At 56.8% G+C, this 17,517-nt stretch carries 18 protein-coding genes and 1 pseudogene; 12 read left to right on the forward strand and 7 right to left on the reverse strand.

Annotated features, from left to right (window positions below):
• Window positions 1-2: 2 nt before the first annotated feature.
• The 3 genes from prs to lolB form a co-directional block, all read right to left on the reverse strand.
• Window positions 3-950, reverse strand: a complete 948-nt coding sequence (prs, locus tag EKN38_RS23440; RefSeq protein WP_003856663.1) for a ribose-phosphate diphosphokinase — start codon at window positions 948-950, stop codon at window positions 3-5.
• 127 nt (window positions 951-1,077) lie between these two features.
• Window positions 1,078-1,947, reverse strand: coding sequence for a 4-(cytidine 5'-diphospho)-2-C-methyl-D-erythritol kinase (gene ispE, locus EKN38_RS23445; protein WP_014832279.1), 870 nt, complete (start codon window positions 1,945-1,947; stop codon window positions 1,078-1,080).
• Window positions 1,944-2,555, reverse strand: a complete 612-nt coding sequence (gene lolB / locus EKN38_RS23450; RefSeq protein ID WP_013096231.1) for a lipoprotein insertase outer membrane protein LolB — start codon at window positions 2,553-2,555, stop codon at window positions 1,944-1,946. The genes ispE and lolB overlap by 4 nt, the downstream gene beginning before the upstream one ends.
• 201 nt (window positions 2,556-2,756) lie before the next feature.
• Here lolB and hemA point away from each other — a divergent pair, with 201 nt between their 5' ends.
• The 6 genes and pseudogenes from hemA (at window position 2,757) to kdsA (ending at window position 7,801) form a co-directional block, all read left to right on the forward strand.
• On the forward strand, window positions 2,757-4,013 hold the full coding sequence (hemA, locus tag EKN38_RS23455) for a glutamyl-tRNA reductase (protein ID WP_014832278.1): 1,257 nt from the start codon (window positions 2,757-2,759) through the stop codon (window positions 4,011-4,013).
• A 41-nt stretch (window positions 4,014-4,054) separates the two neighbouring features.
• The gene (prfA, locus tag EKN38_RS23460; protein ID WP_013096233.1) at window positions 4,055-5,137 is read left to right on the forward strand and encodes a peptide chain release factor 1; all 1,083 of its coding nucleotides are present in this window, start codon (window positions 4,055-4,057) and stop codon (window positions 5,135-5,137) included.
• Window positions 5,137-5,967 (forward strand): peptide chain release factor N(5)-glutamine methyltransferase, encoded by an 831-nt coding sequence (prmC, locus tag EKN38_RS23465; protein WP_014832277.1) that lies wholly within the window; start codon window positions 5,137-5,139, stop codon window positions 5,965-5,967. Before prfA ends, prmC begins: the two co-directional genes overlap by 1 nt.
• 5 nt (window positions 5,968-5,972) lie before the next feature.
• Window positions 5,973-6,086: pseudogene (locus EKN38_RS26100) on the forward strand (siroheme synthase); the annotation flags it as partial.
• A 14-nt stretch (window positions 6,087-6,100) separates the two neighbouring features.
• Window positions 6,101-6,910: an invasion regulator SirB1 gene (gene sirB1, locus EKN38_RS23475; RefSeq protein WP_014832276.1), complete on the forward strand. Its 810-nt coding sequence runs from the start codon at window positions 6,101-6,103 to the stop codon at window positions 6,908-6,910.
• Window positions 6,911-6,946: 36 nt separating this feature from the next.
• On the forward strand, window positions 6,947-7,801 hold the full coding sequence (gene kdsA / locus EKN38_RS23480) for a 3-deoxy-8-phosphooctulonate synthase (protein WP_013096237.1): 855 nt from the start codon (window positions 6,947-6,949) through the stop codon (window positions 7,799-7,801).
• 84 nt (window positions 7,802-7,885) lie between these two features.
• Here the strand turns inward: kdsA and chaA are convergent, their stop codons facing one another.
• Window positions 7,886-8,986, reverse strand: coding sequence for a sodium-potassium/proton antiporter ChaA (gene chaA / locus EKN38_RS23485; RefSeq protein ID WP_014832275.1), 1,101 nt, complete (start codon window positions 8,984-8,986; stop codon window positions 7,886-7,888).
• Window positions 8,987-9,256: 270 nt separating this feature from the next.
• On the opposite strand from chaA, the gene chaB reads away from it, so the two are divergent.
• On the forward strand, window positions 9,257-9,487 hold the full coding sequence (gene chaB, locus EKN38_RS23490; RefSeq protein WP_014832274.1) for a putative cation transport regulator ChaB: 231 nt from the start codon (window positions 9,257-9,259) through the stop codon (window positions 9,485-9,487).
• A gap of 177 nt (window positions 9,488-9,664) precedes the next feature.
• Window positions 9,665-10,360 carry a gamma-glutamylcyclotransferase gene (locus EKN38_RS23495; protein ID WP_013096242.1) on the forward strand — a complete coding sequence of 232 codons (696 nt, stop codon included), beginning with the start codon at window positions 9,665-9,667 and terminating at the stop codon, window positions 10,358-10,360.
• Window positions 10,361-10,401: 41 nt separating this feature from the next.
• Here EKN38_RS23495 and EKN38_RS23500 read toward each other — a convergent pair whose 3' ends face one another.
• From EKN38_RS23500 to EKN38_RS23510, 3 genes are all read right to left on the reverse strand, one after another.
• Window positions 10,402-10,641, reverse strand: coding sequence for a DUF1883 domain-containing protein (locus EKN38_RS23500; protein WP_014832272.1), 240 nt, complete (start codon window positions 10,639-10,641; stop codon window positions 10,402-10,404).
• Window positions 10,642-10,852: 211 nt separating this feature from the next.
• Window positions 10,853-12,637, reverse strand: a complete 1,785-nt coding sequence (locus EKN38_RS23505; protein WP_014832271.1) for a methyl-accepting chemotaxis protein — start codon at window positions 12,635-12,637, stop codon at window positions 10,853-10,855.
• 106 nt (window positions 12,638-12,743) lie between these two features.
• A complete protein-coding gene (locus tag EKN38_RS23510; protein ID WP_014832270.1) occupies window positions 12,744-13,097 on the reverse strand; it encodes a DsrE/DsrF/TusD sulfur relay family protein in 354 nt (117 codons plus the stop codon).
• Between the two features lie 72 nt (window positions 13,098-13,169).
• Between EKN38_RS23510 and nasR the strand changes: the two genes are divergently transcribed.
• The 4 genes from nasR to EKN38_RS23535 all read left to right on the forward strand — a co-directional run bounded on the left by nasR (window position 13,170) and on the right by EKN38_RS23535 (window position 17,512).
• A complete protein-coding gene (nasR, locus tag EKN38_RS23515) occupies window positions 13,170-14,354 on the forward strand; it encodes a nitrate regulatory protein NasR (protein ID WP_014832269.1) in 1,185 nt (394 codons plus the stop codon).
• A gap of 228 nt (window positions 14,355-14,582) precedes the next feature.
• Window positions 14,583-15,830: a CmpA/NrtA family ABC transporter substrate-binding protein gene (locus EKN38_RS23525; RefSeq protein ID WP_014832268.1), complete on the forward strand. Its 1,248-nt coding sequence runs from the start codon at window positions 14,583-14,585 to the stop codon at window positions 15,828-15,830.
• A gap of 2 nt (window positions 15,831-15,832) precedes the next feature.
• Window positions 15,833-16,714: a nitrate ABC transporter permease gene (gene ntrB, locus EKN38_RS23530; protein WP_014832267.1), complete on the forward strand. Its 882-nt coding sequence runs from the start codon at window positions 15,833-15,835 to the stop codon at window positions 16,712-16,714.
• A 9-nt stretch (window positions 16,715-16,723) separates the two neighbouring features.
• On the forward strand, window positions 16,724-17,512 hold the full coding sequence (locus EKN38_RS23535; protein WP_013096250.1) for an ABC transporter ATP-binding protein: 789 nt from the start codon (window positions 16,724-16,726) through the stop codon (window positions 17,510-17,512).
• Window positions 17,513-17,517: the final 5 nt, after the last annotated feature.

Raw genomic sequence — 17,517 nt, forward strand, 5'->3', positions numbered from 1 at the left:
GATTAGTGTTCGAACATTGCAGAGATGGATTCTTCGTTGCTGATACGACGAATCGCTTCGGCCAGCATCCCGGACAGGGTCAGGGTACGCACGTTTGGCAGTGCCTTGATCTCGTCACTCAGTGGGATGGTATCGCATACCACAACTTCGTCAATGACGGAGTTACGGAGGTTGTTTACCGCGTTACCGGAGAAGATCGGGTGAGTCGCGTACGCGAACACGCGCTTGGCACCACGCTCTTTCAGCGCTTCAGCGGCTTTACACAGCGTACCGCCGGTATCGATCATGTCGTCAACCAGCACGCAGTCACGGCCAGCGACGTCACCGATGATGTGCATCACCTGAGAAACGTTAGCGCGCGGACGGCGTTTGTCGATGATTGCCATGTCGGTATCGTTCAGCAGCTTAGCGATAGCACGGGCACGGACCACACCGCCGATGTCCGGAGACACCACAATCGGGTTGTCCAGGTTCAGCTGCAGCATATCTTCCAGCAGGATTGGGCTGCCGAATACGTTATCAACCGGGACGTCGAAGAAGCCCTGGATCTGCTCTGCGTGGAGATCAACGGTCAGTACGCGGTCAACGCCAACGCTGGACAGGAAGTCCGCGACAACTTTAGCGGTGATTGGCACACGCGCGGAACGGACGCGACGGTCCTGGCGGGCATAGCCAAAGTAAGGGATTACAGCAGTGATACGGCCTGCAGAAGCGCGGCGCAGGGCATCGACCATAACAACCAATTCCATCAGGTTGTCGTTCGTTGGAGCACAGGTGGACTGGATGATGAAAATATCACCACCGCGTACATTTTCGTTAATTTGTACGCTGACTTCGCCGTCGCTAAAGCGACCTACAGCGGCGTCGCCGAGGGAAGTGTACAGGCGGTTGGCAATACGTTGTGCTAGTTCCGGGGTGGCGTTACCAGCAAAAAGCTTCATATCAGGCACGAGAAGAACCTCAGGCATGCGTCCAGTGGTGGATAGCACTCGCCGCAAACTGTGCGGGGCCAGGCGAAATGCTATCCAGGCGGTGTATTAAAGAGCGCGATGCAACGTCTGGAACAGGGTGACGTTGTCACCGAAACTCAGTCTGCGCCAGAATGGTCTGCTGTAGAGGGGAGATGTTCATCCCGCGGGCTACAAAACCATGCAGCCAAACCGGCGCTTGCTCAAGCACCTGACGAGCGGCGGATTCGGTGTCAAATTCAGCAAAGACACAGGCCCCTGTACCAGTCAGGCGCGACGGCGCGTATTCTAACAGCCAGGAAAGCGCCGCATCAACCTCGCGAAAACGTTTTCTTGCGATAACCTCGCAATCGTTGCTGAATTCACAATTTAATAACGTTTCTATTGACCGCACCGGGGTATTGCGTGGCAGGTCAGGATCCTTAAAGATAACCGGGGTCGGAATGCTGACGCCCGGATGGGCTACGAGGTACCATTTTTCCGGCGGTTCAACCGGGGAGAGGATTTCACCCACCCCTTCAGCAAATGCAGCATGACCGCGAACAAACACCGGAACATCCGCCCCGAGGGTTAACCCTAACGCGGCCAGTTCATCCGTCGACAACCCGCAGCCCCAGAGATGATTCAGGGCGACCAGGACGGTCGCGGCATTGGATGAACCGCCACCCAGCCCACCGCCCATCGGCAGACGCTTCTCAACGCGAATATCCGCACCGCTCCCGACGGGCAAGCGCCCGGCGTCAGCCGCTGCGCTCATCAGCAGACGCGCGGCGCGCACGATCAGGTTATCCTCATGCTCCACGCCTTCCACCGGCGTCAACAGACAAATCTGCCCGTCCTGACGCAGCTCAATAGAGAGCGTGTCGCCATAATCGATAAACTGAAACAGCGTCTGCAGGGTGTGATACCCGTCAGCACGTTGGCCGGTGATGTACAAAAAAAGGTTAAGTTTTGCCGGAGAGGGCCAGTGGGTCATCATTTAACGATCCAGTTGTCCATTTTCAGCTTGATGCGCTGGCTACCCTGCGTCAGCTCCATATTCGATGGCAGCGATGGTTTACTGTTGCTGTCATAGGCGCTGTACACCACTTTCCAGGTTTTACCGTTCTGCGTGTAGTTCACCTGGCTCAGACGGTACTGATCGTCCAGGGTGTAGTCGGTGGCGTCACCCGGCAGGCCCAGGATCCACTGGCGCAGGCTGTTCAGCGGGATAGGCATTCCGGTCAGTTTGCCAATCATCTCTTCCGCGTCGGTGGCGGTGTAGTGCTGGCCTTTGTTATCGGTGATCTGCGCTTCACCCGGCTTAGCGTTGAGTTCCAGCTCGGTGCTGCCCAACGGGTTCAGCAGCAGCAGGCGGTAGTTATCCTGCCCCGTTTGTTGCCAGAAGAAGCGGGCATACACTTTTTGTTCATCGGAGAGATAAGCAAACGCGCCGCGGGTCTGGTACTGGCTTAAATTACGTACGTCCTGCTGGTGCTGACGCCACTGTGGTGAGTCAGGGCTTTTGCCCGGGCCTTTTGGTTGAGTGACGGAACATGCGGTCAGAACCAGTGCTGCCAGCGGCAGCAGGCGAATCAGTCGGGTCATAATGAGGACAAATCCTTGAGATACGTTGCAGTTATAACTGTTAATGCTAGCGTCGAAGGGTGTCACCGTCTACGTTCAAATTATCTCAAAGCGTTGAGTAACCTATTACTCCGAAAGGGGGCAGTCTCTTTTATTGATCTCGCGCATCCTGTATGATGCGTCTTGCTAACCTTATTAACGCTGGTACTACTCCCGCTCAACATGACCCTATTAGCACTCGGCATTAACCACAAAACCGCCCCGGTTTCGCTGCGAGAACGCGTCACGTTTTCGCCGGATACGCTCGACCTGGCGCTGGATAGTCTGCTTGCACAACCGATGGTGCAGGGCGGCGTGGTGCTCTCGACGTGCAACCGTACCGAGCTTTACTTAAGCGTGGAAGAGCAGGATAACCTGCATGAAGCGCTGATCCGCTGGTTATGCGACTACCACAATCTCAACGAAGACGAGCTGCGTAAGAGTCTTTACTGGCATCAGGATAACGATGCGGTGAGCCATCTTATGCGCGTGGCCAGCGGTCTGGATTCGCTGGTACTGGGAGAGCCGCAAATTCTCGGTCAGGTTAAAAAAGCGTTTGCCGATTCGCAAAAAGGGCATCTGAAAGCCAGCGAGCTGGAGCGTATGTTCCAGAAGTCTTTCTCCGTGGCGAAGCGTGTGCGAACCGAAACCGACATTGGTGCCAGTGCGGTTTCTGTTGCGTTCGCGGCCTGTACCCTTGCACGTCAAATCTTCGAATCCCTGTCGACCGTCACCGTGATGCTGGTCGGCGCGGGCGAAACCATTGAGCTTGTGGCGCGCCATCTGCGCGAGCATAAAGTGAAAAAGATGGTTATCGCCAACCGTACCCGCGAACGTGCGCAGGTACTGGCAGACGAAGTCGGGGCCGAGGTGATTGCGCTGAGCGAGATCGACGAACGCCTGAAAGAGGCGGACATCATCATTAGTTCGACGGCCAGCCCGCTGCCGATTATCGGTAAAGGGATGGTAGAGCGCGCGCTGAAATCCCGTCGTAATCAGCCAATGCTGCTGGTGGATATCGCCGTTCCGCGTGATGTCGAGCCGGAGGTTGGCAAACTGGCTAACGCCTATCTCTACAGCGTGGATGACCTGCAAAGCATCATTTCGCACAACCTTGCCCAGCGTAAAGCGGCAGCGGTGCAGGCGGAAACCATCGTCGAGCAGGAAACCAGTGAGTTTATGGCCTGGCTGCGCGCGCAAAGCGTCAGCGAGACCATCCGCGAATATCGCGGTCAGGCGGAGCAGGTGCGTGATGACCTGACTGCCAAAGCGTTAGCGGCTCTGGATCAGGGCGGCGACGCGCACGCTATTATGCAGGATCTGGCCTGGAAACTGACCAATCGCCTGATCCATGCACCAACCAAATCACTTCAGCAGGCTGCCCGTGACGGGGACGATGAACGCCTGACTATTCTGCGCAACAGCCTCGGGCTGGAATAGCGCCCTATACCCATTTTCTATTACAAGGTGCACTTACGCCTATGAAGCCTTCTATCGTCGCTAAACTGGAAGCTCTGCACGAGCGCCATGAAGAAGTTCAGGCGCTGCTCGGCGATGCCGGGACCATTGCGGACCAGGAACGTTTTCGCGCACTGTCGCGTGAATATGCGCAGTTAAGTGATGTTTCAAAATGCTTTACCGACTGGCAACAGGTTCAGGAAGATATCGAAACCGCGCAGATGATGCTCGACGACCCTGAAATGCGTGAAATGGCGCAGGAAGAGCTGCAGGATGCCAAAGCGCGTTCAGAAGAGATGGAGCAACAGCTGCAGGTGCTCCTGCTGCCGAAAGATCCGGATGATGAGCGTAACGCGTTTGTGGAAGTCCGCGCCGGAACGGGCGGTGATGAGGCGGCACTGTTCGCCGGAGACCTGTTCCGCATGTACAGCCGTTACGCCGAATCGCGTCGCTGGCGCGTGGAGATCATGAGCGCCAACGAAGGCGAGCACGGTGGTTTTAAAGAGGTGATCGCCAAAATCAGCGGTGACGGCGTGTACGGCCGTCTCAAGTTTGAGTCCGGCGGCCATCGCGTGCAGCGTGTACCGGCGACCGAGTCGCAGGGCCGTATTCACACTTCAGCCTGTACGGTTGCGGTGATGCCAGAGCTGCCGGAGGCGGAACTGCCGGACATTAACCCGGCGGATCTGCGTATCGATACCTTCCGTTCTTCCGGGGCGGGTGGTCAGCACGTTAACACCACCGACTCCGCCATCCGTATTACCCACCTGCCAACCGGCATTGTGGTGGAGTGTCAGGACGAACGTTCTCAGCACAAAAACAAAGCCAAAGCGCTGTCCGTGCTGGGCGCGCGTATCCACGCGGCGGAAATGGCCAAACGCCAGCAGGCAGAAGCGTCAACCCGTCGTAACCTGCTGGGCAGCGGCGATCGTAGCGATCGTAACCGCACCTACAACTTCCCGCAGGGCCGCGTGACCGACCACCGCATCAACCTGACGTTATACCGTCTGGATGAGGTGATGGAAGGCAAGCTCGATATGCTGATTGAGCCTATCGTGCAGGAATACCAGGCCGACCAGCTGGCGGCGCTGTCCGAGCAGGAATAATGGATTTTCAGAGCTGGTTACGCCAGGCCACCGGCGCGCTCTCTGACAGTGAAAGCCCGAAGCGCGACGCCGAAATTTTGCTGGAATATGTGACGGGTAAAGCCCGCACGTATCTGCTGGCCTTCGGTGAAACCGAACTGACCGCAGAGCAGGAGGCGCAGCTGGCCGCGCTGCTTGCCCGACGTCAAGCCGGCGAGCCGGTGGCGCATCTGGTCGGGGAGCGTGAATTCTGGTCATTACCGCTTTACGTCTCCGCGGCCACTCTGATCCCGCGTCCGGACACCGAATGTCTGGTCGAACAGGCGCTGGAACGGTTACCGGCGGAACCCTGCGAGATCCTCGATCTTGGTACCGGCACTGGCGCGATTGCGCTTGCGCTAGCCAGCGAACGTCCGGACTGTGACGTCACGGCCGTTGATGTGATGCCCGATGCCGTGGCGCTGGCGAAGCGTAACGTGGCACGTCTCGAACGTCATAACGTGACGGTGCTGCAGAGCAGCTGGTTTAGCGCGCTGGCAGGCCGCTCCTTCGGGATGATTGTCAGTAATCCTCCTTATATCGACGAACACGACCCGCACCTGGCGCAGGGCGATGTTCGCTTTGAACCGTTGACGGCGCTGGTCGCGGGCAATGCTGGACTGGCCGATCTGGAACACATTGTGACAACGTCACGACAACACCTCCTGCCCGGCGGATGGCTGCTGGTGGAGCATGGCTGGACGCAAGGGGAAGCCGTGCGTGCGTTATTCACTGACGCGGGCTTCCACGCCGTCGAAACCTGTCGCGACTACGGCGGCAACGACCGTCTGACGCTGGGACAGTGGTCATGAATTCGGGCTATCTGCCATTTACGGATAAAGGCACATGGCTGACTGAGAGGCCGTTTGGCGTTATCATCTACATCGTTTTGGGTTTTATCGCGTCTGGACGTCGTTGTACGCGCAGTCGTTACTGGGGTAAGTCATGAGGTCCTTAGCCGATTTCGAATTTAATAAAGTGCCGCTCTGCGATGGCATGATCCTGATTTCGGAGATGATTCGCGACGATTTTACGTCGCAGTATGTCTACGATGAGCTGGAGAATCTGGTCAGCCTGGCGCGCGAAGAGATCAATCAGGCGCGTCCGCAGGACTGGCAACTGGAGAAGCTGCTTGAGCTTTTCTACGGCGAGTGGGGTTTCTGCGACACGCGTGGCGTGTATCGCCTGTCTGACGCATTATGGCTGGACCAGGTCTTAAAAAATCGTCAGGGCAGCGCCGTTGCGCTGGGCTCTATTTTGCTGTGGATCGCGCACCGTCTGGATATTCCACTGGTGCCGGTCATTTTCCCGACGCAGATGATCCTGCGTGCCGAGTGGCTGGACGGGGAGATGTGGTTAATCAATCCGTTTAACGGCGATACGCTGGATGAACATACGCTGGATGTCTGGCTGAAAGGTAATATCAGCCCGGTGGCCGAGCTCTTTAACGAAGATCTCGACGAGGCCGATAACGCCGAGGTTATTCGCAAGCTGCTGGATACGCTGAAATCTGCGCTGATGGAAGAGCGGCAGATGGAGCTGGCCTTGCGCGCCAGCGAAGTGCTGCTGCAGTTTAATCCGGAAGATCCGTACGAAATTCGCGACCGCGGGCTGATTTATGCCCAGCTCGACTGTGAGCATGTGGCGCTGAACGATTTAAGCTATTTCGTCGAGCAGTGTCCGGAAGATCCGATCAGCGAAATGATCCGCGCGCAGATCAACGCGATCTCGCACAAACAAATTACACTGCATTAATCTTAATTCCGATTCACACCTGAATAAGGCGATCCTATGAAACAAAAAGTGGTTAGCATTGGTGATATCAACGTGGCAAACGACCTGCCGTTCGTGCTGTTTGGCGGTATGAACGTGCTGGAATCCCGCGATCTCGCCATGCGTATCTGCGAGCACTACGTGACCGTGACCCAGAAGCTGGGCATCCCGTACGTGTTTAAGGCCTCTTTTGACAAAGCCAACCGCTCCTCTATTCACTCTTACCGTGGCCCGGGCCTGGAAGAGGGGATGAAAATTTTCCAGGAGCTGAAGCAGACCTTTGGCGTGAAAGTGATCACCGACGTTCACGAGGCGTCTCAGGCGCAGCCTGTGGCTGACGTGGTTGACGTTATTCAGCTGCCAGCGTTCCTGGCTCGTCAGACTGACCTGGTGGAAGCGATGGCGAAAACGGGTGCCGTCATCAACGTGAAGAAGCCGCAGTTCGTGAGCCCAGGCCAGATGGGGAACATCGTCGATAAGTTTATCGAAGGCGGCAACGACAAGGTTATCCTGTGCGACCGTGGTTCCAACTTCGGTTACGACAACCTGGTTGTCGATATGCTGGGCTTCACCGTGATGAAAAACGTCTCTAACCAGTCTCCGGTGATCTTCGACGTGACCCACTCTCTGCAGTGCCGCGACCCGTTTGGCGCCGCGTCTGGCGGCCGTCGTGCGCAGGTGACCGAACTGGCGCGCGCCGGTATGGCGACCGGCCTGGCGGGTCTGTTCATTGAAGCACACCCGGATCCGGCGAATGCGAAATGCGACGGTCCATCCGCGCTGCCGCTGGACAAACTGGAGCCGTTCCTGAAACAGATCAAAGCGATTGACGATCTGGTGAAGAGCTTCGACGAGCTGGATACCAGCAACTAATAAAAAACCCGCTTCGGCGGGTTTTTTGTTTTATCCCTCAAGGAAGAGGGTTGGGGTGAGGGCATCAGCCCGCACCAGATAAAATTACGCAAATATCGTCATCAGATACGCCACAAACAGCGCCATATGCGCCGCGCCGTTGAGTACATTGGTGCGCCCGGTTGAGAACGAAATCTGACACAGCAGCAGTGATGCAACCATCACAATCATCTCCGGCGCGCCCAGCGCAAACTGCAGTTCGTTACCGGTCATAAAGGCAATCAGCGTCACCACCGGAACGGTAAGCGAAATGGTCGCCAGTACCGAGCCGAAGAACAGGTTCATGGCACGCTGTACCTGATTGTTCAGCACCGCTTTCAACGCGCCCAGCCCTTCAGGCGACAGGATCAGCAGCGCTACCAGGAAGCCGGTAAATGCCACCGGGGCATTCAGCTCGGTTAACAGCGTCTCCAGCGGATTGGCGTTCATCTTGGTGACGGCGATAACCGCAATCAGATGTACGATCAGCCAAACCGTGTGCCAGGCGCTGCTGTGGGCGGACGGTTTGCCGTGGTGCGGGTCATCGTCGTCGCTGTCATCTTCATGCTCGTACACAAACAGGCTTTGGTGCGTTTTGGTCTGAATCAACAGGAACACGCCGTACATGGCGGCGGAAATCAATGCGACCAGCAGCGCCTGACCGGTGGAGAAGTTCGCGCCCGGCAGTGCCATCGGGAAGACCAGCACAATAATCGCCAGCGGGAACAGGGCGATCAGATACTGTTTGATGCCAAACAGATTCATATACTGTGTGGCGAATTTACGGCCGCCCAGCAACAATGAGAAGCCCACCAGACCGCCCGTCACAATCATAATGATGGAATAGAGCGTATCGCGCATCAGCGTGGGTGCGGCATCGCCGGTCGCCATGAGCGCGGAAATGAGGCTGACCTCAAGAATCACAACGGAAAGGCTGAGAATTAATGAGCCGTATGGCTCGCCAAGGCGGTGGGCTAAAACGTCTGCATGGCGAACCACACTAAAGGCGCTGGTTAAAATCCCCACCAGCGCAAGAATATTGATACCAACCACCACTGGCAGTGACTGACTGCTTCCCCAGAAGAGCAGCACAGCCAGTGCCAGAACCGGGAAAATGAGTGACGTCTCCTTGTGGCGGGTCTTTACCGCCTCGTGTGCTGCTGTCATGTGCTTCTCCATCAATGCAGGTGCTTGTAATTATAGATAGAATTTTGAGGTCATTACATTAACAGATCTCTGTTAAATACCCCTTATCTTTTACTTAATTTTACCCTAATTATGTTTTTATTCTCCTGATGCTCATAATGTCACGTTTGTGGTAATTACATGTTAAATAACATGCAATTAACTTTTATCGCTATTCAGAATTTATCATTGACTGGCAGCCTGCGGCATCGTCGTCCACACTTATCTCTTTAAGCAAAAGAGAGGTTAGTGATGCCATATAAAACGAAACGCGAATTACCCGATAACGTGCAAAACGTACTGCCTGCGCATGCGCAGGATATCTATAAAGAGGCGTTTAACAGCGCCTGGGATCAATACAAAGATAAAGACGATCGCCGGGACGATGCCAGCCGGGAAGAGACGGCGCATAAAGTGGCCTGGGCGGCAGTAAAACATGACTACGAGAAAGGAGACGATGATAAATGGCATAAAAAGAAATAGCCGTAAAATAATAAGCTGCCTTCATTTTGACTTTTCAGGCGGTTGAACTGCCGTTGTATTGCAACTGGCCCGCGAATTGCTTATCGTTATTCAACTGCTGGCAAAATGACCAGTAGATAATGCCGGGAAGGTGAACTACAGATGTCGCAAGGAAGCATGCAGTGGCGGAGGTGTAAAGTGTTAACGCGTGATTTCTTAATGAAGGCAGATTGTAAGACGGCATTTGGTGCTATTGAGGAATCGCTTCTCTGGTCAGCTGAACAACGTGCGGCGTCGCTCGCTGCCACGCTTGCCTGCCGCCCGGATGATGGCCCGGTATGGATTTTTGGCTACGGTTCGCTGATGTGGAACCCGGCTCTGGAATTTGTCGAATCGGCGACAGGTACGCTCCCGGGGTGGCATCGCGCGTTTTGCTTGCGATTAACCGCCGGACGCGGAAGTGCCTGTCAGCCGGGACGTATGCTTGCACTGAAAGAGGGCGGACGCACCACGGGGGTGGCGTATCGCCTGCCGGATGCCACGCTCGAAGAGGAGCTGACGCTGCTCTGGAAGCGCGAGATGATCACCGGCTGCTATATGCCAAGCTGGTGCAAGCTGGAACTTGATGACGGACGCACCGTCAACGCGCTGGTGTTTATTATGGATCCGCGCCATCCGCTGTATGAAGCGGATACCCGTACGCAGGTGATCGCGCCGTTGATTGCGGCAGCCAGCGGACCGCTCGGCACAAATGCGCAGTATCTGTTTTCTCTCGATCAGGAACTGACGCGCCTCGGCATGCAGGACGAGTGTCTGAATGAGCTGGTGGCGAAGGTAAAAGCGTTGCTGGAAGGAAATCCGCTGAATAACCCGCTGCGTCCGGGTTTTGCCTGATAATACGCCCGGCTGCGAGAGTGCAGACCGGGCGTTTGTTTTTAAGCGGCCACGTAGCTGACAGAGTGTTCGAGTGACTGACTATGGCTGTCAATCAGGACATCCCAGGTGCCGGTATAAGGGACGGTAAGCCATGCTTTGTCGTCCTGCACGGTCAGGATATCCGCCTGCGATTGTTTTTGTGCTTTCGCACTCATCAGATGAATACGGCATTGCTCAGAGCAACGCACCACAACCGTATCCCCGCCAAACAGTTTCAAACTTGTTTTTACCAGTGCCATTTTTTACCCCGTAGTCTTAAACAACGCTCTCCCTGCTGCCATTTCCGAGCGTGATGTTGTTCACAATTCACTCATTGCATAACACCAAAGGGGGAGAGTCGGGATGCTGATTTTGATCAAAAAATGGCATAACGTTTAAACAAAAATGACAAAATCCCTGAAAGCATTCAGCTGGCGCGCATTTACACGGTGAAGGCGCGCCAGAATAACATTAAATGCGGAAATGTCCGGCTGTTTCAGCAAGGTCGCCCGCCTGGCTCTGCAGGGCACTGGCGGCTGCGGCGGATTGCACCACCAGTTCAGCGTTCTGCTGCACCATTCTGTCGAGGTGCGTGACAGCATGGTTGATCTCATGGATGCCTTTCATCTGCTCGCTGGTGGCGATGGAGATTTCACGCATGATACCCGAGACGCTGCCGATGCTGGCGCGGATCTCATCCATGCTTTCCCCGGCCAGGTGTACATAGCGGGAGCCGGTTGCCACGCTGTCGGTGGTGGAGTCGATAAGTGATTTGATCTCCTTCGCCGCCTGGGCGCTGCGGCTCGCCAGGTTACGCACTTCGCCTGCCACCACGGCAAATCCGCGGCCCTGCTCACCGGCGCGCGCCGCTTCCACCGAGGCGTTCAGCGCCAGGATATTGGTCTGGAAGGCGATGCCGTCAATCACGCTGGTGATATCGCCAATTTTTGCCGAAGCCACTTCAATGGACTGCATGGTGCTGATGGCCTGAGAGACGACCTCACCGCCGCGTGAGGCCGCAGCGGAGGCTTTACTCGCCTGTTCATTCGCTTCTGCCGCGGACTCATTTGACTGGGTCACCGACGCGGTGATCTCCTCTACGGCACTGGCGGTTTCACGCAGGCTGGAGGCCGCCTGCTCGGTACGCCCGGAGAGATCCTGGTTGCCAGCCGCAATCTCCTGAGCCGCATTTTTCACCGAGGCACTGGCATCGCGCAGCTGGACCATCACCACCGAGAGCTTATCGCTGAAGGCGTTAAACGCCTGGGCGATTTGCGCCACTTCATCGTTACCGCTGTCCGGCAGGCGCTGGGAGAGATCGTTGGTGCCGTTGGCAATGTTATGCATCGCGTCGCGGATATCGGATAACCGCTTGAGCAGGCGGGCAATCAGGATATGGACAATCGCACCGCTCAGCAGGGCGAGGATCACCAGCGATAACGCCGAGGCTTTCAGCAGAGAGCGCATGCCGGAGGTGGCGTCGTTATTGTCGAGCGCGACTACCAGCATCCAGTTTGTCCCCGGAACGGCAGTGGCGACGAAGGTTTTTTCGCCACCGTCAAATGCACCCTCAACCAGGTTACCGCTTTTCAGCGTCGCTAAATCGGTCCCGGTAATGATCTCAGCAAACGGTTTAAGCGTCAGGGCTGGATCGCTGGCGGCGATAACGCTGCCGTCGCTGTTCAGAAGCAAACCGCTGCTCGCCGGTGTCGGATGGATGCCGCGTACGTTAGCCACCACGCTATCCATAGCCACGTCACCTGCCACCACCGCTTGCAGGGTGCCGTTTTCTTTTACCGGCACCGCAAATGTCACTACCAGTTTCCCGGTCCCGGCGTCCACGTAAGGGGCGGTCACCACCGGACCGTCCTGACTGATCACCTGCTGATACCACGGGCGAATGGTCGGATCATAATCCGCAGGCACGCCCGCCGGGTCGGAGAATTTCGCCGTTTTGCTGGCATAGCCGACATAAACGTTGGTGAATCCACCCGCCTGGGCGAGTTGTTTAAAGACCGGAACTGGATCGTCACTCAGCGCCACGCTCTGAGCGGAGGCAATCACCGTCATTTTGCTTTTCACCCAGTCAGCAATCGCCATGTTATGACTGGCACTGGTGCTGGTCAGAATGTCACGCTGCGACTGCTGGTTATCCTGGCGCGTGACCTGGAAATTAATGACGGTATTGAGAACAAGGGCGACGACCAGGCAACCTGTCGTCACGGCAATGATGCGAGCACGAATCGATCTGAACATAAGTGAAATACCTGCTGTGTTGTTTCCATGCCTATCGGCAACCCAGCAGGTAAACTTGATGCTGAAACCGCGTCCATAAGAAAATAATATTTTTGCGGGTTAATTATTAAAAAGTTAATACTTTATCGGCGGTCAATGTCCATTCGGCCAGTTCGACAAGCGTGCCGATTTCCACGCCATCAATCAGCGGCAGCCCGGTGATACCACGCCCGTCGGTGCAGGTTTTGCACAGTTTTACCGGCACGTTTTGCGCCGTCAGGATCTCCAGCATCTGCTGAATGTTGTAGCCCTCCGCCGGTTTTTGGCCTTTCAGGCCAGCGGTGACCGCGTCAGACATCAAAAAGATCCGCAGCTCCAGTTCGCTCGCGTTATCGCGCAGCGCTATGGCCAGACGCAGGCTGTTAAAAAGGGATTCGCTGCCGTAGGCCGCCCCGTTGGCGACGATCACTATCTTCTGCATGTTGACTCCTGTTTATATTAAGGCACGAATATTGCTTCATTCTCCCAGGTATGGTTATCCGGGAGAGTAAGCATGACATTAATGGCTGGCAATTCGTCGGGTGCCACCGAATGGCTCCAGCGCGCAAAGGCGTTGCGCCAGGAGCAGCTCAGCAAGCTGGCACAGCTGGGTGTACTGGTGAATGGCATTAGCCAGCTGGTGCATATGCTACAGTGCGAGCGCGGTGCCTCAAACGTCTGGCTCTGCTCACAGGGTAAGCTCTATGCCCCCGAATGCAAAGCCAGCCGGGCGCTGGTGGATGAAAACCTCGCCATCCTGTATGGCATTCTGGATAAACACTCCCCAGTGCCGGGCAGCGCCGTGTGTGAGCGCATCGCCGCTGCGTTGCAGAGCCTTGAATCACTCCCCGCCCTGCGAGAAGGGGTTAATCAACAAACCGTTACCGCCCCGCAGGCGATGGAGCATTACTGTCGCATGCTTCGCCATCTGCTCAGTATCGTGCCGCAGCTCAACGACAGCATTGACGATCCGCAACTTGCGGGACGTTTTGTCGCCCTGTATAGCCTGATGCAGGGCAAAGAGCTGGCGGGACAAGAGCGGGCGCTGGGGGCTGTAGGCTTCACGCAGGGCTTTTTTGATGATGTTACCCGTCAGAGGCTGGTTGACCGTATCGATGGCCAGCAGGCCTGTTTTGAGATCTTTTTAAGCCACAGCCCGGCGGATGTGCAGAATACGTTTTCCCTCAATTGTCAGCCCGACCGTGAGACGGAGCAGCTCAGGCGCGTGGCCTGCACGCGCCAGCCCGCTGCGGATAATGGCGACACGGCGCTGAACTGGTTTGCCCTGCAAACGTCACGCCTTGAGCACCTGCGCACCCTGGAGGAGATGGTTATCGCCGACCTGATGCTGGCGGTTGATGAGCGTATCCATCATGACCATCAACATCCGGTAAGTGCCGATGAGAATGACGATCCGCTCGCGCTTTATCCGGACAAACCCCTGCTGCCGCTGGTTCGCCAGCAGGCTCGTGAAATAGAACAGCTCTCACGTCAGCTCGCGACGCTGCGCGATACGCTGGAAGAGCGCAAGACCATCGATAAAGCCAAAAGTGTACTGATGACCCACCACAATATGAGCGAAGAACAGGCGTGGACGGCGCTGCGCAAAATGGCGATGGACAAGAATCAGCGCATGGTGGATATCGCCCGTGCGCTGCTCACCGTGAAGCGGTTATGGCAGCTAACTCCTAAGGAGTAGCTGCACAATCAGTGGGCACGTTGTGCCTGATTGAGGTGCGTTTTTGCAGAGCCAGTGGGGCAAGAGCCACAAAAACAAGGCATTAAAACCTGGCATTACCTTTGCATTATTTCAGTAACCAATTTTGACGGTGCGCCAACGGCGGTGCATCAGTCTTCGGGATAAAGGCGTCCAGCGGTGCTTCGGTACTGTCGGGCGCTTTTTTTTGTCTTTTTTTCAGGAGTGGTCATGGCGGATTTGTCGAGACGGCGGTTTTTGCAGGCCAGCGTGCTGGCGAGCAGTGCAATGTTGTTACCGGGTGTCATGCAGGCCGCGTGGGCGGCAGGCTCGGATAAACCCGAGCAGGAGACGGTGCGCATCGGGTTTATCCCGCTGACCGACTGCGCTCCGGTGGTCATCGCGGCGCTGAAAGGGTTCGATAAAAAGCATGGCATTACCATCGTGCCCACCAAAGAGGCGAGCTGGGCGGCCGTACGCGACAAGTTAGTCGCGGGAGAGCTGGACGCGGCGCACATTCTTTACGGTCTGCTGTACGGACTGGAACTGGGGATCGCCGGTAAGCCACAGCAGATGGCGAACCTGATGACCCTCAACCAGAACGGCCAGGCGATTACGCTCTCTGCCGATCTGGCAGAGAAGGGCGTTCGCGATCTCGACGGTCTGCAGAAACTGATTGGTCAGCAGGCACCGGGCACGTACACCTTCGCGAATACCTTCCCGACGGGCACGCACGCCATGTGGCTCTATTACTGGCTGGCCAGTGCGGGCATTAACCCGTTCGACGATGTTCGCACCGTGGTGGTACCGCCGCCGCAGATGGTGATGAACATGCGCATTGGCAATATGGTCGGCTTTTGCGTCGGCGAGCCGTGGAATGCGCGGGCCATTAACGACCGTATCGGTTTTACCGCCGCTACGTCACAGTCCATTTGGGCTGACCACCCGGAAAAAATCCTCGGTACCCGTCGAGACTGGGTGGAGAAAAATCCGCACACCGCGCGGGCGCTGGTGAGTGCTGTACTGGAAGCCGCGCGCTGGATCGACGCGTCCCCGGAAAACAAACGTGAAACGGCGCAGATCCTCGCGCGTCGCGCATGGCTGAACACCAAAGAGCAATACCTCACCGGACGGATGCTGGGTGAGTACGACAACGGGGTGGGCACGCGCTGGCAGGACGCGCATCCCATTCGGTTCTTCAATGACGGCGCCGTCAGCTACCCCTGGCTCTCTGACGGCATGTGGTTCTTAACCCAGTTCCGCCGCTGGGGCTTGCTTAAATCTGCACCGGACTATGTCGACATTGCCCGGCGCATCAACCAGACGGCGGTCTGGCAGGATGCCGCCACCGCGGTGGGGGGCATTACCACACCGACGTCACCACTACGCAGTAGCACCCTGATGGACGGCACCGTCTGGAACGGCACCGATCCTGAAGGCTATGCCAACCGCTTCGCTATTCACCGTAAAGGGGCCTGATTATGCAGCATCTGCACAGCACGAAATCAAAACACGAGACGCCGGTGAGTGGCGAGGTGATTACCCTGCCACCGGTTCAGGTTCGCCGTCGTCCTCCGGCGATTGCCCGCCGGATTAACGATGTGCTCCAGCGTATCATTCCGGCGCTGCTGGGGCTGGGGCTGCTGGTGGTGCTCTGGCAACTGGCGGCAATCAACAGCAAAGGCTTTCCGACGCCTCTGAGCACGCTGGATTCTGCCATCACCCTGTTCGCCGATCCGTTTTATCGCGACGGGCCAAACGACATGGGGATCGGCTGGAACGTGCTCGCCTCCCTGCAGCGCGTGGCGGTGGGCTTTGGCCTGGCCGCGTTAGTCGGTATCCCGCTCGGTTTTCTGATTGGCCGCTTCACCTTTTTCTCTCGCATGTTCAGCCCGCTGATTGCGCTGCTGCGTCCGGTCAGCCCATTGGCCTGGCTGCCTATTGGTTTATTGCTGTTCCAGAAAGCAGAGCCCGCGTCGAGCTGGACCATTTTTATCTGCTCCATCTGGCCGATGGTGATCAACACCGCCGAGGGCGTGCGCCGCATTCCGCAGGATTACCTCAACGTGGCCCGCGTGCTGCAGCTCTCCGAGTGGACGATCATGCGCCGCATCCTCTTCCCGGCCGTGCTGCCTGCGGTACTGACCGGGGTGCGTCTCTCGATCGGCATCGCCTGGCTGGTGATTGTCGCCGCCGAGATGCTGACAGGCGGCTTAGGGATTGGTTTCTGGATCTGGAATGAGTGGAACAACCTCAACGTCGAAAACATTCTCATCGCCATCGTCATCATTGGCGTGGTCGGGTTACTGCTGGAGCAGGGGCTGATGCTGATCGCCCGTCGCTTCAGCTGGCAGGAAAAATAAGGAGCGAACATGAAACCGATCATTCAGGTCCAGGCCGTAAGCCAGCGTTTTTCTACCGCCAGCGGTGAATTTCTGGCGCTGCAGAACGTCTCGTTTGATATCCACGAAGGGGAAACCGTGAGCCTGATTGGCCACTCCGGTTGCGGCAAATCAACGCTGCTGAACTTAATCGCCGGGATCACGCTGCCAACGGAAGGGGGATTGATTTGCGACAACCGTGAAATTGCGGGTCCGGGACCGGAGCGTGCGGTGGTCTTTCAGAACCACTCCCTGCTGCCGTGGCTGACCTGTTTCGACAACGTTGCGCTGGCGGTCGATCAGGTGTTCCGCCACACCATGAGCAAGGCGGAGCGTCGGGAGTGGATTGAACACAACCTCGATCGCGTGCAGATGGGGCACGCCCTGCATAAACGCCCGGGGGAGATCTCAGGCGGCATGAAGCAGCGCGTGGGCATTGCCCGTGCGCTGGCGATGAAGCCGAAAGTGTTGCTGATGGATGAACCGTTTGGCGCGCTGGATGCGCTGACGCGCGCCCATCTTCAGGACTCGGTGATGCAAATTCAGCAGGCGCTCAACACCACCATTGTGCTCATCACCCACGACGTGGACGAAGCGGTGCTGCTCTCTGACCGCGTGCTGATGATGACCAACGGCCCGGCGGCGACTGTCGGCGAAATTCTGGAGGTTGACCTGCCGCGTCCGCGTAACCGGGTGCAGCTGGCGGACGACAGCCGCTACCACCACATGCGCCAGCAGATCCTCCATTTCCTCTATGAAAAACAGCCCAAAGCGGCGTAGTGGGG

Source organism: Enterobacter sp. WCHEn045836, assembly GCF_003965585.1.
Taxonomy (GTDB): Bacteria; Pseudomonadota; Gammaproteobacteria; order Enterobacterales; family Enterobacteriaceae; genus Enterobacter; species Enterobacter dissolvens.

Coding starts and splice junctions, on each gene's coding strand:
- ispE (WP_014832279.1), bottom strand. CDS start 1,947: ATGATGACCCACTGGCCCTCTCCGGCAAAACTTAACCTTTTTTTGTAC.
- lolB (WP_013096231.1), bottom strand. CDS start 2,555: ATGACCCGACTGATTCGCCTGCTGCCGCTGGCAGCACTGGTTCTGACC.
- hemA (WP_014832278.1), top strand. CDS start 2,757: ATGACCCTATTAGCACTCGGCATTAACCACAAAACCGCCCCGGTTTCG.
- prfA (WP_013096233.1), top strand. CDS start 4,055: ATGAAGCCTTCTATCGTCGCTAAACTGGAAGCTCTGCACGAGCGCCAT.
- prmC (WP_014832277.1), top strand. CDS start 5,137: ATGGATTTTCAGAGCTGGTTACGCCAGGCCACCGGCGCGCTCTCTGAC.
- sirB1 (WP_014832276.1), top strand. CDS start 6,101: ATGAGGTCCTTAGCCGATTTCGAATTTAATAAAGTGCCGCTCTGCGAT.
- kdsA (WP_013096237.1), top strand. CDS start 6,947: ATGAAACAAAAAGTGGTTAGCATTGGTGATATCAACGTGGCAAACGAC.
- chaA (WP_014832275.1), bottom strand. CDS start 8,986: ATGACAGCAGCACACGAGGCGGTAAAGACCCGCCACAAGGAGACGTCA.
- chaB (WP_014832274.1), top strand. CDS start 9,257: ATGCCATATAAAACGAAACGCGAATTACCCGATAACGTGCAAAACGTA.
- EKN38_RS23500 (WP_014832272.1), bottom strand. CDS start 10,641: ATGGCACTGGTAAAAACAAGTTTGAAACTGTTTGGCGGGGATACGGTT.
- EKN38_RS23505 (WP_014832271.1), bottom strand. CDS start 12,637: ATGTTCAGATCGATTCGTGCTCGCATCATTGCCGTGACGACAGGTTGC.
- EKN38_RS23510 (WP_014832270.1), bottom strand. CDS start 13,097: ATGCAGAAGATAGTGATCGTCGCCAACGGGGCGGCCTACGGCAGCGAA.
- nasR (WP_014832269.1), top strand. CDS start 13,170: ATGACATTAATGGCTGGCAATTCGTCGGGTGCCACCGAATGGCTCCAG.
- EKN38_RS23525 (WP_014832268.1), top strand. CDS start 14,583: ATGGCGGATTTGTCGAGACGGCGGTTTTTGCAGGCCAGCGTGCTGGCG.
- ntrB (WP_014832267.1), top strand. CDS start 15,833: ATGCAGCATCTGCACAGCACGAAATCAAAACACGAGACGCCGGTGAGT.
- EKN38_RS23535 (WP_013096250.1), top strand. CDS start 16,724: ATGAAACCGATCATTCAGGTCCAGGCCGTAAGCCAGCGTTTTTCTACC.